General features: G+C 36.1%; 16 protein-coding genes. 9 read left to right on the plus strand and 7 right to left on the minus strand.

Annotated elements, in window-relative coordinates:
- Positions 1 to 58: 58 nt before the first annotated feature.
- Both PQG54_RS02945 and serB read right to left on the minus strand, forming a co-directional pair.
- On the minus strand, positions 59 to 1327 hold the full coding sequence (locus tag PQG54_RS02945; RefSeq protein WP_271788961.1) for a DNA adenine methylase: 1269 nt from the start codon (positions 1325 to 1327) through the stop codon (positions 59 to 61).
- 59 nt (positions 1328 to 1386) lie between these two features.
- The gene (gene serB / locus PQG54_RS02950) at positions 1387 to 2289 is read right to left on the minus strand and encodes a phosphoserine phosphatase SerB (protein ID WP_271788960.1); all 903 of its coding nucleotides are present in this window, start codon (positions 2287 to 2289) and stop codon (positions 1387 to 1389) included.
- Between the two features lie 161 nt (positions 2290 to 2450).
- Between serB and miaA the strand changes: the two genes are divergently transcribed.
- From miaA to PQG54_RS02975, 5 genes are all read left to right on the plus strand, one after another.
- Positions 2451 to 3440, plus strand: a complete 990-nt coding sequence (gene miaA, locus PQG54_RS02955) for a tRNA (adenosine(37)-N6)-dimethylallyltransferase MiaA (RefSeq protein WP_271788959.1) — start codon at positions 2451 to 2453, stop codon at positions 3438 to 3440.
- A gap of 98 nt (positions 3441 to 3538) precedes the next feature.
- Positions 3539 to 5341 (plus strand): biosynthetic-type acetolactate synthase large subunit, encoded by a 1803-nt coding sequence (gene ilvB, locus PQG54_RS02960; protein WP_271788958.1) that lies wholly within the window; start codon positions 3539 to 3541, stop codon positions 5339 to 5341.
- Between the two features lie 37 nt (positions 5342 to 5378).
- The gene (gene ilvN / locus PQG54_RS02965; protein ID WP_271788957.1) at positions 5379 to 5930 is read left to right on the plus strand and encodes an acetolactate synthase small subunit; all 552 of its coding nucleotides are present in this window, start codon (positions 5379 to 5381) and stop codon (positions 5928 to 5930) included.
- 30 nt (positions 5931 to 5960) lie between these two features.
- Positions 5961 to 6980, plus strand: a complete 1020-nt coding sequence (ilvC, locus tag PQG54_RS02970; protein WP_271788956.1) for a ketol-acid reductoisomerase — start codon at positions 5961 to 5963, stop codon at positions 6978 to 6980.
- Between the two features lie 113 nt (positions 6981 to 7093).
- Positions 7094 to 7231, plus strand: coding sequence for a hypothetical protein (locus tag PQG54_RS02975; protein ID WP_271788955.1), 138 nt, complete (start codon positions 7094 to 7096; stop codon positions 7229 to 7231).
- 241 nt (positions 7232 to 7472) lie between these two features.
- On the opposite strand, the gene PQG54_RS02980 is transcribed toward PQG54_RS02975, so the two are convergent.
- From PQG54_RS02980 to PQG54_RS02995, 4 genes are read right to left on the minus strand one after another with little or no spacing between them, the layout of a single operon-like run.
- A complete protein-coding gene (locus PQG54_RS02980; RefSeq protein ID WP_271788954.1) occupies positions 7473 to 8174 on the minus strand; it encodes a glutamine amidotransferase in 702 nt (233 codons plus the stop codon).
- 9 nt (positions 8175 to 8183) lie between these two features.
- The gene (locus PQG54_RS02985) at positions 8184 to 9920 is read right to left on the minus strand and encodes a tetratricopeptide repeat protein (protein ID WP_271788953.1); all 1737 of its coding nucleotides are present in this window, start codon (positions 9918 to 9920) and stop codon (positions 8184 to 8186) included.
- 22 nt (positions 9921 to 9942) lie between these two features.
- Entirely contained in the window at positions 9943 to 11466 is a 1524-nt protein-coding gene (locus PQG54_RS02990; protein WP_271788952.1) for a discoidin domain-containing protein, read from the minus strand.
- 7 nt (positions 11467 to 11473) lie between these two features.
- Positions 11474 to 12916: a discoidin domain-containing protein gene (locus tag PQG54_RS02995; RefSeq protein WP_271788951.1), complete on the minus strand. Its 1443-nt coding sequence runs from the start codon at positions 12914 to 12916 to the stop codon at positions 11474 to 11476.
- A 189-nt stretch (positions 12917 to 13105) separates the two neighbouring features.
- Here PQG54_RS02995 and PQG54_RS03000 point away from each other — a divergent pair, with 189 nt between their 5' ends.
- On the plus strand, positions 13106 to 14050 hold the full coding sequence (locus tag PQG54_RS03000) for an aldo/keto reductase (RefSeq protein WP_271788950.1): 945 nt from the start codon (positions 13106 to 13108) through the stop codon (positions 14048 to 14050).
- A gap of 81 nt (positions 14051 to 14131) precedes the next feature.
- Here PQG54_RS03000 and PQG54_RS03005 read toward each other — a convergent pair whose 3' ends face one another.
- Positions 14132 to 15070 carry a DMT family transporter gene (locus PQG54_RS03005; protein ID WP_271788949.1) on the minus strand — a complete coding sequence of 313 codons (939 nt, stop codon included), beginning with the start codon at positions 15068 to 15070 and terminating at the stop codon, positions 14132 to 14134.
- A 228-nt stretch (positions 15071 to 15298) separates the two neighbouring features.
- On the opposite strand from PQG54_RS03005, the gene rpmI reads away from it, so the two are divergent.
- From rpmI to pheS, 3 genes are all read left to right on the plus strand, one after another.
- Positions 15299 to 15505 carry a 50S ribosomal protein L35 gene (gene rpmI / locus PQG54_RS03010; RefSeq protein ID WP_271788948.1) on the plus strand — a complete coding sequence of 69 codons (207 nt, stop codon included), beginning with the start codon at positions 15299 to 15301 and terminating at the stop codon, positions 15503 to 15505.
- Positions 15506 to 15519: 14 nt separating this feature from the next.
- Positions 15520 to 15876, plus strand: coding sequence for a 50S ribosomal protein L20 (rplT, locus tag PQG54_RS03015; protein ID WP_271788947.1), 357 nt, complete (start codon positions 15520 to 15522; stop codon positions 15874 to 15876).
- A 92-nt stretch (positions 15877 to 15968) separates the two neighbouring features.
- On the plus strand, positions 15969 to 17036 hold the full coding sequence (gene pheS / locus PQG54_RS03020; protein ID WP_271788946.1) for a phenylalanine--tRNA ligase subunit alpha: 1068 nt from the start codon (positions 15969 to 15971) through the stop codon (positions 17034 to 17036).
- The last annotated feature ends 1 nt before the right edge of the window (position 17037 follow it).

Raw genomic sequence — 17037 nt, forward strand, 5'->3', positions numbered from 1 at the left:
AAAAACGCAATCATCTTTTCAATTAAAAATTATAATAATTTTAAATAGATTTATTATTTTAGAAGGAATGAATAATATGATTATCCATTTCTGTTGTAGTTAGAGAATCATTTTCTAAAGCGTGTAGTTTATCAACCAGTTCAATCGAAGACTGGCGTTTTCCTTCGCCGACTTTGGTTAATAAAACAAATTCGATGTTATGAGCTTTTTCAGAGTAACGTTGTGCACTGACACGATATCGTTTGTAGGGTTTTGCGAAAATCTTGACTTCACCAACTTCGCAATTTTGTTCAATCATCTCTCGCAAATTGATGAAACCATCTGTGCTATAACTCGTAGCAATCCAGCGTGTGGGTAAAGTTTGTAATAATTGTTGATATGCAAAACTGGCTTGTTTGCGTATCGTATAAGCACTTTTACGTTCTGTTCGCCAATCTTTACGAATGGCCGATTTTTCATAAGGTATAATGTGAGGCGACACATTTGGTTTATCCCAAAGCGTTATACTATTTAAAACGTGATAGTTTGCGCCATAAGGATGTTGATTATATGGGGGATCTAAATAAGCAATACTATATTCAGGTACATTCATATAATGCAATTCTTCAGCCAGTGTTTGGGCATCCATGCGAAAGACTTTATTATTTTGATGATTATTGAAAAATTGGATGGGAGCTAGATTGAGGTCAGCAGCAATACGATAAAGGGCAGTTTGTGTTTGTCCGCCCCAACCTTTATGAAACCCTTTAAATACCCCACTCGTATTTGCATGATAACAAGCACAATAGAGTAAAGGGGCTAATAAGCAGGATTTTTGGATTGGATTTAATAGACCCGCACGATCCCATTCCTCTATCTTTTCACGAATAGTATCAATACGTATGCCATTTTTATGCATGTAAAACATGCGCTCTTTTGAAATATCGTATTCAATATCATCCCGAGGGCATAAATGTTTTGTCACCCAGTCTTCAATTGGAGGCAGGTTATTTAATTGTTGCAGTACCTCGTCGTACGAATATTGATTGAAATAAGTGGGTGGCTCTAATGCTTGTATAGAAGCAATATTCAATGTTTGGCTGTAATATTCCCAATCATTGCAAAAGACTTGATATCCCATCATTTTTGCCAAGCGACTAACAACACCAGTGCCTGCAAAGCAGTCGATGAAAAGACCATTTTGTGTTTTAAAGTTCTCTTGGCTAGCAATTAGAGTTTGTTTGATCAAATCTAATAATTTACGCTTGTTACCAATATATGGAATGAGCTGGTTAAACAAAAAATCTGTTGTTTGATAGGATCCATGCTCGGATTTATTCCATTTCATTAAAGTACACTTTATGATTAGGGTGTGTAAAATAGACAAGTAAACGCAAACTAAAAATGTTACCCTAATTCATCTACGAACTCTGACTCTTTGTATCCTTGAATAAATAAAGCTGAACGAAGTGAAGTATATTGAATGATATTCGACAATTGTTCCGCTACAATAGGTTTTGGATAATATCCAATACCTAATCCTGCATGGGTTAACATGGGTAGGTCATTGGCACCATCGCCAATGGTCATGCTCTCATTTTTAGTCAAATTCAATGTTTGAGTTAAACGATTTAAGTGGAATAGCTTAGCTTCTTTACCAAGGATTGGGAGAATAACAGTGCCATCTAATTTGTTATCTTGAATGCTTAATTGATTAGCATGATTTTCATGAAAACCACATTTATCGGCAACTTTTTGGGTGAAAAAGGTAAAACCACCAGAGATCAAAGCGGTATATGCATGATGTTTTCTCATGGTTGCAACAAGGGTCTGTGCACCATCATTCAATTTTGTGTGTTGCCACGTTTTTTCAAGGAGATCTGCTGAGACATTTTTTAATAAAGCAATACGTTCATTCAAAGCATCAGCAAAGATAAGCTCACCATTCATTGCGCGTTTGGTTATGGCAGCAATTTGCTCACCGATACCGACTTCAGCAGCCAAATCATCCAAGGTTTCACTTTGAACGATTGTACTATCCATATCAGCAATAAGGAGCTTTTTTTTTCGAGAAAGCATTGGCGTTAAAAAAATATCTACTTTTTGAGACCTTAAAGCGGTTTGCATTTTCTTAAATATAGATTTTGCATCATTAAGATCAGTTGTTGGTAATTCAATATCGATTGCTTCTTGTTGAGATAACCATTGCGCATCTTGTAAAGAATAATATGGCTCAATAAGGTCTAAAACCTTTTGGTTTAGTAAAGAAGGGGGTGCAACAACAGTAATCACATAAGGCAAGTAAGACATTCAACAATCCCATCACAACGAACAAGTATAGATTTTAAGAAATAATAAAGAATTAGTATGAAAACTCTGTATGTTATTCAATATATTTATTATAAGTAAGCAGCTTGTGAAGCAACAAAGAAAATCATTTGTCTACTATTAAAAAATATAAAGGCTTGAATATGATGCTGCGATCGTCAGATAATACACAAAAACCTTGGGCGATTATTGTGGCAGGACCAACATGCTCTGGTAAATCATATTTATCTTTAAAAATTGCAGAAGCTTTACAAGGGACGATCATTAATGCCGATGCAATGCAGTGTTACCGTGATTTGCGTATTATTACCACACGTCCTTCTATAGAGGATGAGGCCTATGTTCCTCATCGTCTCTATGGGGTGTTGCCTTGGGATCAAACAGGTAATGCAGGTTGGTGGAGAGAGCAAGCAATATCAAAGTTAAATCAGGCCTGGGATCAACAGCGTTTACCTATTTTATGTGGTGGAACAGGCATGTATTTCCATTCCTTGATCCATGGGATTGCCATGATCCCAGAACCAAGCACAGAGGCTAGGGAAGAGGCCCGTCAGTTGATCGAGACTCAAGGTGCGCCATTTTTACATGAATCTTTGCTACAAGTAGATCCCCAAACCGCAGAATCATTAAACCCTGCTGATTCTCAACGTATTGCCAGAGCGTGGGAAGTATGGCGTTCAACAGGGAAAGGGTTGAAATATTGGCAACAAGAAGCCCATATTCCTGGAATTGATTGTCGTTTTCTTGTTATTCGGTTGGCTCCTGATCGTGCGTTATTAAAAAAAGCTGTCGCACAGCGTTTTATGGCAATGGTTGATGAAGGGGCTGTGGAAGAAGTTGAAGAATTCTTAAGAGCGAACCCACCTGTTCAAACCCCGTTACGAAGAGCACTAGGTGTTCCAGAATTTGCAGCTTATTTATCGGGTGAACTATCGTTATCAGACGCAATAGACCAATCCGTAAGAAATACACAACGATATATCAAACGTCAAGAAACTTGGTTTTCCCATCGAATTTTGGCTCCAGCGGATCAAGTTTGTATTTATAATTCAAGAATTGATAAAAATTTGAAATTTTCAGAAAGTTTTATTGAAAAATCTATACTATTTATTAATTCTTTTATTGACGTTTGATTAAAAATTAGTTAGGTTGCCAAGTAGTCTAAAAATGCTATGCTGTTTTAAGACCTATTATTCTAAAATTAAGTTCGTAAAGCTGAGGATTAACTGAAATGACAAATGCCGAGCATAAGAAATCAGGTTCTGATGAAACAGGACAAACCGTTCATACAATGACTGGTGCTGAAGTTCTTCTCCAAGTGCTCGCAGATCTGGGTGTTGAGGTTATTTTTGGGTATCCAGGTGGCGCCGTCTTACCGATTTACGATGCTATTTTTCAACAAGACAAAATTCGTCACATCTTAACCCGCCATGAACAAGCAGCCGTTCATGCTGCCGAAGCCTATGCGCGTTCAACAGGCAAAATTGGGGTAGCTTTGGTAACTAGTGGTCCAGGAGCAACCAATACAGTTACGGGATTGGTCGATGCTTTGATGGATTCTATTCCTATTGTTTGTATTTCTGGACAAGTATTCAGCAGTTTGATCGGAAATGATGCATTCCAAGAAGCAGACACGGTGGGAATTACGCGTGCAGCAACCAAATTTAACTATTTGGTTAAAGACAAAGAAAAATTAGCGGATAAAATCAGAGAAGCGTTTTATATTGCAGGATCTGGAAGACCAGGCCCAGTTTTGGTTGATATTCCAAAAGACTTACAGCTTGCACAAGTACCATATGTAAAAAAGGAAATTAAATCCCATCCTTCTTATAAACCCGTAACGGAACCTCATCACCAAGCAATCAAAGATGCTGTAACAGCAATGAAGAAAGCGAAACGTCCTATCTTTTATACAGGTGGGGGGATTATCAATGCTGGACCTCATGCTTCGGAAGGGCTTAGAAAACTTGTAAAATTGTCTGGTTTTCCATGTACATCAACATTGATGGGGCTTGGGGCATATCCTGCATCAGACAAGCAGTTTTTGGGCATGTTAGGAATGCATGGAACGTACGAGGCAAATTTAGCAACTCATGGATGTGATGTGTTAATCGCTTTGGGTGCAAGATTTGACGATCGTGTTACGGGTAGTGTTAAAGATTTCTCACCAAATGCCCTAAAGATTCATGCTGATATCGATCCTTCCCAGATTAATAAAATTGTTTTGGTTGATATTCCTGTTATTGGTGATGTGGCTCGGATTATTGAATTAATGATTCAAGAATGGGAAGCACAATCTGATCATTCTGTCGATCAGGAAGCATTGAAAAATTGGTGGGAGCAAATTGAGAAATGGCGTGCCGTTGATTGTTTGAAATATCAACAAGATACTAAAGCTGGTGAGGTGATTAAACCACAACATGCTATTCGTCGATTGAGTGAGTTGGTAAAAGAAAAAAGCAAAGAAGCCTATGTTTCAACAGAGGTTGGTCAACATCAAATGTGGACTGCACAATATTTTCCTTTTGAATCGCCTAATCATTTTATGACCTCAGGTGGGCTTGGAACGATGGGGTATGGATTGCCTGCAGCCGTAGGGATTCAGGTTGCACATCCTGATGCTTTGGTTATTGATATTGCGGGTGAAGCATCAACCATGATGAATATTCAAGAGCTTGCAACAATCAAACAATATCGTTTGCCAGTTAAAATATTTATTTTGAACAACCGATATATGGGAATGGTTCGCCAATGGCAAGAATTGATCCATGGTGGACGTTATTCAGAAAGCTATAGTGAAAGCTTGCCAGATTTTGTTAAATTAGCCGAGAGTTTCGGTCTCAAAGGAATGCGCGCGCGAACCATTGATGAGCTGGATACAATGATTAATGCGATGCTTGATGAGCCTGGCCCAGTTGTCATGGAAATCCAAGTGGAAAGAGAAGAAAACTGTTTCCCAATGATCCCAGCAGGCGCGCCTCATAATCAAATCTTGTTGGGGCCTGTCAAAGAAAAAACCAAAACTGCATCATAAGCGTTGTTGTGTAAACTCAGACATCAGGAATAAAGCAATGGATTATATTGATAAAAAAACATTACAACGTAGCGCACAACAAGAAAAAGATGAGTTTATTAAAGCGATCTTTTCATTGATTGTTGAAAATGAAAGTGGTGTTTTATCAAGAGTTATTGGATTATTCGCAGGGCGTGGTTATAATATCGAAAGCCTAACCGTTGCCCCTGTGGACGATCATGGGCGTAAATCCAGAATTAATATTTTAACTTCTGGAACGCCAATGGTTATTAATCAAATCAAAGAACAATTAAATAAACAAATTCCTGTTTATCAAGTTGTGAATTTATGTCAGCAAGGTCCTTATGTGGCAAGAGAGCTGGCTTTGATTAAAGTAGTTTCTAAAGGTTCTGAACGAGCAGAGGCATTGAACTTGGCTGATGCTTTTAGAGCACAAGTTGTTGATGCAAGTGTGGATTCTTTAGTTTTTGAATTGACTGGTAAAACAGAAAAGATTGATGCTTTTGTGGATTTATTACGTCCTTTGGGTCTGGTAGAGTTATCTCGGACTGGGATAGCAGCCATTGGACGTGGCTGTCAGACAATTTAATTTTGTTGATTTAATACAAGGAAAATAAAAATGCGTGTTTATTATGATCGCGACGCTGATGTAAATTTGATTAAAGGTAAAAAAGTTGCGGTTTTAGGGTATGGCAGCCAAGGGCATGCTCATGCAAATAATATGAAAGACAGTGGCGTCAAAGAGGTTGCTATTGGTCTTCGTCCAGGTTCTGCAAGTGCACAAAAAGCCGAAGCTGCTGGTTTAAAAGTCATGAGTGTTGCAGAAGCATCTGCTTGGGCTGATGTTGTGATGATTTTAACACCAGATGAATCACAAGCTGAAACATACAAAAACGAAGTTGTTCCTAACTTAAAACAAGGTGCAGCAATTGCTTTTGCTCATGGTTTAAACGTGCATTTCAAATTAATCGAACCACGTGCTGATCTTGACGTATTTATGATTGCACCAAAAGGCCCTGGCCATACAGTGCGTTCTGAATATCAACGTGGCGGTGGGGTTCCTTGTTTGGTGGCTGTGCATCAAAACCCATCTGGTAATGCGTTGGAAATCGCATTATCATATGCTTCTGCAATTGGTGGTGGTCGTGCTGGTGTAATTGAAACAACCTTCCGTGAAGAATGTGAAACTGATTTATTTGGTGAACAAGCTGTTCTTTGTGGTGGTGTTGTTGATCTTATCCGTAATGGTTTTGAAACATTGGTTGAAGCTGGATATGCCCCAGAAATGGCATATTTTGAATGTTTGCATGAAATGAAATTAATCGTGGATTTGATCTATGAAGGCGGTTTCGAAAATATGAACTATTCAATTTCAAATACCGCTGAATATGGTGAATATGTTTCTGGTCCACGTGTTATTACCAGTGAATCTCGTCAAGCAATGCGTGATATTTTGAAAGATATTCAAGATGGTACATTCGTGAATAAATTCATGACCGATAATAAAGTAGGTCAAGTTAGCCTTAAAGCACGTCGTAATTTGCTAAACGAACATCAAATCGAAAAAACAGGTTCTAAATTACGTGACATGATGCCATGGATTGCTAAAAACCGTTTGGTTGATAAAAGTAAAAACTAATTTCTGATTAGTATATCAAAGAAAAAGCTCTATATTTTCAATATAGAGCTTTTTTGTTTGTAATTTGATTTTAAAAAAAGGTTGGGGCAAAACAGCAAACGTAGAGTAAGAAAATGAGCCAAATATATTCAGATATTGATCTATGTGAAGCTTTATCAGAAATATCTGTTGATAATAAAATGGATTATTACAGTATTGCTTATGTTGCGAAGCGTTTTCCGATTGAAATATGTGGAAACGGTTTATTTTAAATGGATAGCGCCTATATGTTATTTTAATCTTCAAACCCTTGTTCTTCATATATGGTTTTAATAGAGAGTCGTTATGGAAAAACACACAAGAATACAGGACTAAAAACAGTCAATTAGTTCGTTTTAGAATGTTTTTCTATAAAATTTTTTTTAAAAAATTTAAGAAATGAATATATATCACAATCTGGATGGGGTGAGCTTAAACAACATTTAGAAAGAATGAAAAAACAAGAGGATAGATCTACTTAGATTCAATCCGCGCCAACCATTTCACAAAAGTGGCTTTTCCAGCCTGTGTTATAAGTTGATTATAGTTTTTTGCATCAATTCTTAATTGGTTGAGGTCAATTTTTGCTGTGATTAATTCATGATTGTGCCCAACCAACCACTGTTCAATTTTTTTAGTATCAACTTCCATATGAAATTGTAGTGCCAATACATGATCTTTATAAGAAAAGGCTTGGTTAGGACATAAAGTGCTAGAGGCTAGGGGGTGGCAGTTTGCAGGAATATCAAATTGATCCCCATGCCAATGGAGTATTGGTATATTTTCGAGGCTAATAAGTGGGTTATTTATTACTTCTTTGTTAATCGTTAATGTTGAAAAAGCAATTTCTTTATGTTGCATCGGATAGACTTTGGCGCCTAATAAACGTGCGATTAACTGAGCACCTAGGCAAATCCCGAGTATTGGTTTTTCCGTTTCAAGATAGTTCTGTATAAAAGAAAGCTCTTGAACAATTAAAGGATAAAGTTCTTCGTCAAATGCACCAATTGGTCCGCCCAGAATAATTAATAGATCATATTCTGCTATATTTAATTGGTTAAAGTTTACTATTGGGGCTTCTACATATTGAATTTGAAAGTTGATGTCAATCAATTCATCTTCAAATATGCCTAAATCCTCAAAAAGAAGGTGACGAATGACAAGTGCTTTTTTCATTGTCAGTCCTTACCAAACAATTGTTGAGCCAAGCTGTTTTTGCAACTCTTTTGTTTTTTCTAAAACGTCATGAATTACAGGATTACTTTTATCTTTATCGAATAATTTAAAGATTTTACGTATAATATCAACAGCAGTATAACCACGATTATGTTCAAACAAACTTTTTGCACGCCCATACATTCCTTGAGCAACGATTTCACGAACTTTCATATCTTCATCATTTTGGTAAAAGGTCGTTAAGAGGTCATAGGTTTGTTTAATATCACTTCCCTTTTTTAATTGGATCAAAAGGTTTGCCTTTTTTATAATTGCTAATGCACCATTGTAACGAATAGAGGATAAGGTTTTATGGTGTGCCATTGATATTAGGCTGGTATATGATGAAAGCGCATCATCATATAAATGCATTTTGACTTGAAGTTCAGCCATAGCCATATAAGCTTCGCTGACTTTATAGTATAGACGTTCATTATGAGTATTTTGAAAAATTTGAACGGCTTGAGATAACAATTTCAAGGCTTCGGCATTATTATCTAATTGTACTAATATAGCGCTGCTTTCAATATATGCAGAAAGCAGAACATCGTTAATCGTATTGTGACTATCATCATAATGATAGGATTGTATAATTTGTTGATATACGATCAGTGCTTGTTTATACTGCTGTAGAGTATTTAAAATCTGCGCTTTGGTGAGCAAAGATTTAGCAACGACATCTTTTATTTTGGTGGCATCAATATCAGCAAAAGATTCATAGATTTGATTACATAGATTTAAAGCTTCTGTATATTTTTTCTGTTGTTGAAATATTTGTGCTTTTCCAAGCAACGCTGTTATTTTATAACGCTGATATTCGCCCTCTTTATGCTTATCAATAGCGGATAATAATTCGTCATAAGTGGTTAATGCTGCTTCTTGAGGATTATCACCAAACAATTTTTTCTGATCTTCTGGGATTGTTTTAACTCTATGAAGAATTTCTGCACGATATAAAAGATTATGTGCAAGGAATTCTTTGATTGTAGGCGAGGCATCTTTACTAAAAATTTTAATAAATAGATTGCTGTTGTAAAGAGCAGGCCCCCATTCTCTATTATTCAAACGGTTAACAGTACGTGCCATCAAAGATTTTGCCGTGACTAATCTGATTTCTGGATCTTGTTCGTTAATAAATTGTTCAATGATAGCAGAATGGATGTTCAGGGCAGTGTCTTTTTTTTCCCAATGATTTAATATCTCTGTTTCTTGATACATGGCTTGGGCAACCATACGTTTAATTTTAATATTATCACTTCTTCCATAAACTGATACAAGATGCGACAAGGCAAGCATTGCAGGTTCATATTCTTTTTGTTCTAATAAAAGATTACCTTGCCTGAAGAGAGCCAGGGCAACATCATCCTTTAATTTCTGATTTTTGCTATCTAGAAATAAATTGCTTAATCGTTCTAATGTAAGAATAGCATCATCAGTATTTTTAACCTCAACCAAAATTTCAGCTTTTTTAAGTAGTGCTTCAGCGACGATTTCTTGAACGGTACTATTTCTTTTGTGACCGTAAAATTCACTTAAAAAGCTAAAATCACCCATGGCCTGCAGCTTTTTACCTTTTTTGAGGTTCAGATAACCTGACTGTAAAGCTGTATAAGCACCATGTTCCAACCGTGACTGATGTTTATAATATAAAACAACACCAATAGTCAGAGCAAATAAAAGGGTGAAAATAGCTATTTTTTTATACATCGCAAGAATATATCCTTTATTCTTATCTTTGACTATATTGATCTTTGAAAATATTATTCTTTTTATGAAATGAATTTTTTTGAAATTCCATACCTAAAATACGTATTTGATCCATAGAAAATATTTGATTGTCTCCTGGCACAATAATTCTAATCCATCTTGCTTTTATTCCCAAAGGATGCAGCCATTTATAATAAGAACCATCGACACCACCAAATAAGTCATTATTTGTTTTTCGGTGTCTGACGGTCCATATTTCATGATCTTCGGAGCTTTCGATAGTAAAGTGCTTCATGTTACTGGTATAAGGATCTATACTGTTAAACAAATAAATATTGATAATAATATGGTTCTCTTGAAGATCGATCTCCCACCATGGATTGCTTTCTTGTTGGGTAACACTTTGTGCAACGCCTTTCAGTTGCCCATTGGCAAGAATGTAAGCGGATTCTTCTGTTGTTTTATTTTTGAATGCTATGGAACTTTGTCGACAGGGTTTTAGACTTGAAAGCAGTGACAGTTCTGATGAAAATGAAGGAAATATTGAATTTTTCCACATTTTTTTCTTGTTTTTTTGCCAATATTTATTTGGATTGTATAATTGTAATATGGGCGAGTGTTTATTTTGTTCTACACATTTATCATCATCATTTCGTGAAGCTATAAAAGGCTCAGAATTGTCTTGGAAATGATGATCTGTCGGTAATACCGGAAAATTCTTAATATCCTTTTGTATGGAGTTGATATCGCAAAGGTGAGCTATATAAGCTGTTTTAATAATTTCGTCTTGTGTAGTAGAATTCATCAATTGCAATGCGTGTTCGGGGAAAATTTTATAATATTGTTTCATATCTTGACGTAGAACATTACAAGAGGAAAGCATTAACTGATTATCATCAATATGATGGTCAAATCTATTACTTAAATGATTAAATATAAATTGATATGGACATGATTGGCTCTTTACCATCAGTTTAGTATATATAAAAGGATAATCAATAGGCGTATTTTGCTCAAAGAAGGTTGAGTTGTTTGTAGATGTATCAGCTTCTTTATTGTTATAAAGAACCATATTAAAATATATTGCATTTACATTTGTAAAGCTGTTGATGAAATTAGATAAAGATTGGTTTTCATTAATGTAAATAAAATCAACATTTTCTAATTGAATATACCATTTTGTTTCATGTAAATAATTGCGAATAAAATGAAAATATAATTGCGTCTTAGATTTTGAAAAACGATAATGTAGAAAAGTAATAAATGGCTTTTCCCCAAAAGTAAAAGCCATAATTTTTCTATACAAATCTGTAGGATCACTGTCTGTGCAATACATATAGATATGATCGATGCCTAACATTTGATGGTAGGCAAGCCATTCAATAATATTTAAATTTTCGATAGAGGCAGAAGTAACAACGCTGATATTATATTTAGAACTAGGCCATTGTCCTTGATTATGTAATATCCCCAAAGGTGCATAAGGATAGAGCATTAATTCATGGTCGTAGATCAAATGTGTATAAGAAGTATTGGATATCGTCATTTCAATATTAATTTTGTACTATGTTGCCAAAAATTTGGATTTGATCCAAACCGATTTGTTTATTATTGCCTGGAATTACCAGTTTTATAAAACGTGCAGAAATGCCTTTCTCTGAAGTCCAAACATATGGAGTCCCATCCATACCACCGAATAATGCTGGGCTTATTTTTCTTGCTATACATTGCCAGATTTTCCCATTCGTAGAGGCAAAGATTTCGAATAAACAGTTTGCTTGAACATTTTGATCTAAACGATTAAAAATTTGAATTTCATGGATAAAGGTAATTTCTTCTAAGTCAATTTGCCACCAAGGGTTATCTTCTATTTTAGTTAAATTTTGAGCGGTTCCTAATAATAAATCATTGACCAGTTTGGTTGCATCTTCTTCAACAGAACATTCATGTGCGGTAGAGCTTTGTATAGCAGGCTTGTTTGTGGATAATAAATGCCAGAAATTGACAGGAAACACACTATGATTCCATGCTGTAATAATATGATTAATCCATAATTCATAAAGAAAGCTATCTTCAATCAAATTGAATTGATCAAAATAATCGATGGTATCCTTTAACGGATTAGGAATAGAAAAAGTTTGGCCACCATAATAAGTAAAGCGTTCGTTATTATGTTGATTTTCTATAAAAACGATAGAGGGGAGACCAAAATGAGCAATATAAGCAGTGTCTAATATATTTGAATGTTGGTTTTTTTGTTTAAGGTAATTATCAGCATCTAACGGATAATCCGTGAAATATTCAGACAAATCATCCCCTAAAACATTTATGGAATTTAACTCTGGATCTAAGTAATCATAACGATGTTGAAAGTCAGTAGAAAACTGGTAAAATAGTTTGCTATAAGGTACGCTTTGGGCTTGTATCATGACTCTGGTAAGGGAGGATACGTTGCGTGATCGCAATGTATAGTTTAATAAGATGTCTCCTTCAGGTGCTGATTCAAAATGGCTATGTCCATAGTGACAAATATTAAAATATACAGCATCAATTTCTTGAAGGTCTGGCAGTAAAAAATCTTGAATAGTGGCAGCATTTTTAAGGCATAGAAACTCATCAATATTTAACCACAAGATCCATTTTGTTTCATGGCTGTGATTCCGATAAAAATGGCAAAAAGCTTGATGTGCATTGCCAGGGTCAGCGTAATGGTAATATGTGATTAAAGATGATCCAGAATTTAAAAAAGGTAATAATTGTTGATAAAAATATGCTGGATCATCATGATAAGAGTAAATGTAGAAATGTGAAAAACCTATACGTTGGTGATAGATAATCCATTCTATGATTCTTTCACTAGGATCATTTGTATATAAAAACAAGGAATGTTGATACTCAGGCTCTGGCCATTCACCAGAATTACGAAAGACCCCAACAGGAATATGGGAGTACAATAGCAATTCTCTTTCTTTGATAATGTGGCGAATATCGACCATAATAAATCATCCTGATAATTAAATTCTAATGAAATGATCTTTTATTTTAATCTTTTAATTGGATATCTTTGGATCGGCAAGGACATTTTATCTTTATTCGATACTAGCAAAAATTTACTTCGTTTGTTGCTGCTATCATAATATAATTTTGAAGAAATTATACATAAATCATGTTGAAAGGTATGCGTCATGCAAAAGAGAACTTTGGGCAAAACTAATATCGAAATTGTTCCTCTTGTTTTTGGGGGAAATGTTTTTGGTTGGACGTTGGATGCAAAAGAGAGTTTTGAGATTTTAGATGCGATTGTTGATTTGGGGTTAAACGCCATTGATACAGCCGATGTATATTCTCGTTGGGCGCCTGGAAACCAAGGGGGAGAGTCAGAAACTATCATCGGGAAGTGGTTAAAAGCCAACCCACATAAACGAGATAAAGTTTCGATTTTTACCAAAGTTGGTTCTGATATGGGGGGCGATCACAAAGGCCTGTCGAAACGTTGGATTATGCGTTCTGTAGAGGATTCTTTAAAGCGGCTGCACATTGAGGTGATTGATTTATATCAATCACACTGGCCAGATCCAGAAACATCATATGAAGAAACTTTATCCGCTTATGAACAATTGTTGAAAGAGGGAAAAATAAAAGCGATTGGTACTTCTAATTATACTGCCCAACAATTATCGGATTCTTTGAGGGTTGCTAAAGAACATAGCTTGCCAGCATATCAAACATTACAACCAGAATATAATTTGTATGATCGTGAACAATTTAATCCAGAGTTAAGAAAGTTAGTTGTTGACGAAGAAATTGGTGTTATTACTTATTATAGTTTGGCATCAGGCTTTTTATCAGGCAAATATCGTCGTATAGAGGATTTGAATCAAGGGCCTCGTGGTGAAAAAGTTGCCGGATACATGAATGACCGTGGTGTGTATATGTTGGGTCTTTTGGATCAAATTTCTGACAAACATCAAGCAACATGTGCAGAAATTTCATTGGCGTGGTTAATAGCGCAAAAAGAGGTGACTGCTCCGATTGCAAGTGCAACGACTATTTCACAATTACAGAGTTTAGTGAAATCTTTAACCATTCAACTGGATCAAGAGGATCTGGAATTATTAAATAAAGCCTAACTCATATTGAGTTTATGATGATGATTTATCCGTCAATCATCATCATAATTAGAATAATATTGAACAGAATTGCTATGATATTTAAACTTTATTTTTGGCCAGAATAACAATCATTGCAATGATACAAGCTGCGCCAAACCAATCGACCCAAGAGAATTTTACGTTTAAGAAAAGAACAGATGAAAAAGCCGCAGCCAGAGGTTCAATGGTTGCCAAAATACTTCCCTTTGAGCTGCCGAGGATTTTTACACCAATCAAATAAAGTAAAAAAGCCAACATTCCTGTGGCAAAGATAATGAAAATGATGCTCAAAATTGCTGTAAAATCTAAGATACCTGAAAATTGCCAGAAAGGGTGGAAGAAGTTTAAGATAATCCCACCAATAAACATTCCCCAACCTGCGATGGTGGTGGTGTTGTATTTTTTTAATAGTGGAATAGGTAGGAGCGTATAGGTGACAGATCCGATTACACAAATTGATCCATAAACAATGGCTTTTGCTGGCAGTGTTATTTTGTCAATTGATCCATCTGTGACAAGACAAAAGGCACCCGTTATTGCCAGAATAATTGCAATTATCACATAAATTGATGGTCTTTTTCTTAAATAAATTGCCAAAATAATTGCAATAATCACTGGATATAAATATTGTAAGATGGTAGCTGTCGCCGCATTTGAATATTTAATCGTTAAAAAATAAAAAAGCTGAGATGCCATCATCCCAACAACTGAAAAGATAATAAGTAACATTAACTCTTGAGGGTTTTTTAACGGATTAAAGATCGTGCTTTTATGTTTTCGATAGCATAGAGACAGCAGTAATAATCCAGGAAGCCATAACCGAATACCAATAATCCACGCTGCATCAATATGTTTATATTGCATAATATATTGACCAACAACGCCACCAAATCCCCAAATACATCCAGCAGCAATGATATAAATCATACCTGCACGTTCGCTGGTTAAATTGATTGTTTTGATAGAGGAAAGGGTTTGTTTAATACTAGAAAGAGGCATTGGGATAAAGCTTAAAAAAATATGAAATGAATGATCTATTTTCTATATTCATTTTATTTCAAAAAATAAAATTTTTTATTTGTGATTAATGTTTTCGCTTGAGCTTATGATGAATAGTGGTTATATAAACACACTACGTTTACGGGTTGGGCTGAAAATACAGGGCATGCCCTTCTGGTGACGTCTCCCATGATGGGATGTGAAACTTTGTATTCAAAGGAGATTGAAATGCCCAAGATGAAGACCAAATCATCGGTCAAAAAACGTTTTAAAATTACCGCTACAGGTAAAGTCCTTGCTGGACCTGGTAATAAGCGCCACGGTTTGATTAACCGTTCACAAAAAGCAAAACGTACCAATCGCGGTTCTCAGGTATTAGAACCACAAGATGGTCGTACGGTTAAACAATGGGCTCCATACGGCCTATCACGTTAAGGAATTTTTGAACTATGGCAAGAGTAAAACGCGGCGTTACCTCACACGCACGTCATAAAAAAGTATTAGCACAATCCAAAGGTTTCCGCGGTCGTTCATCTACGAACTATCGTATTGCGTTGGAACGTCTAGAAAAATCTTTACAATACGCATATCGTGATCGTCGCGTGAAAAAACGTGATTTCCGTGCATTGTGGATTCAACGTATTAATGCTGCTGTTCGTGAACACGGGCTAACATATAGCCGTTTCATCAATGGTTTAAACAAAGCTGGCATCGAATTGGATCGTAAAGTTTTGGCTGCGATTGCATATGATGATGCAGCAACATTTGCAGAAATTGTTAAAAAGGCACAAGCGGCTCTCGCTTAAGTCTTCATAATGAGATTTGTCTGTTCATGATAATGAATAGGAAAGAGGGCAGTCTGTAAAGGCGGCCCTTTTTTTGTTTATTGAGGGTTTAAATGGATCAAGATCTAGAAAGTATCAAACAAGATACGTTATCAGCATTAGATCAAGCACAAGATCTACGTGCATGGGATGCCGTTCGTGTTGCAACGCTTGGAAAATCAGCACCATTAACGCAAAAATTAAAAGAATTAGGAAAATGTCCTCCAGAACTACGAAAAGAACGCGGGGGCATTTTAAATCGTTTACGTGATGAGCTTACACAAGCCATAGAAACCCGCAAAGTGGTCTTAGAAGAAATTGCTTTAAACGAAAAATTAAACGCGGAAGCCATCGACGTGACGATGCCTGTGACGGTGACTTCGGGTATTTTACATCCTTTACGCAGAACTGTTGAAGAAATTATTGCGATTTTTGGCGCAATGGGTTTCAAAGTCGCAGAGGGTCCCAATGTCGACACGGACTGGTTTAATTTTTCGGCATTGAATATTGATAAAAATCATCCTGCACGTGCGGATCATGATACGTTTTATCTTCCAACAAAGACGCTTGATGGGCAACAAAATTTACTAAGAACTCAGACGTCAACCGTTCAGATTCGGACTTTATTAGATCAAGAACCACCTATTCGTATTATTGCACCGGGCCGCACCTATCGTGCAGATCACGATGCGACACATTCTCCGATGTTTCATCAATGTGAGGGAATGGTCGTCGACAAAGGAATTACGTTGGGTCATCTCAAAGGATGTTTAATTGATTTTTTACGTGCGTTCTTTGGTATTCCTCATTTACCTGTTCGTTTTCGTTCTTCTTATTTCCCATTTACAGAACCTTCAATGGAAATTGATATTGGTTGGAACCGTAAAACAGGCGAATTAGGGGGAAGTTCTGACTGGTTGGAAATTTTAGGATCAGGAATGATGCATTCCCGCGTATTGGCTAATTGTGGTGTCGATCCCAGTGAATGGCAAGCATTTGCGTTTGGAATGGGAATTGAACGATTGACCATGTTAAAATATGGTATTTCCGATTTACGCTCTTTTTATGAGGGTGATGTGCGTTGGTTACGTCATTATGGTTTTTCCTCTTTTCGCTCTGTTGCATTACATGAAGGGATATAAG

Source organism: Commensalibacter communis, assembly GCF_947179015.1.
Lineage (GTDB): Bacteria > Pseudomonadota > Alphaproteobacteria > Acetobacterales > Acetobacteraceae > Commensalibacter > Commensalibacter communis.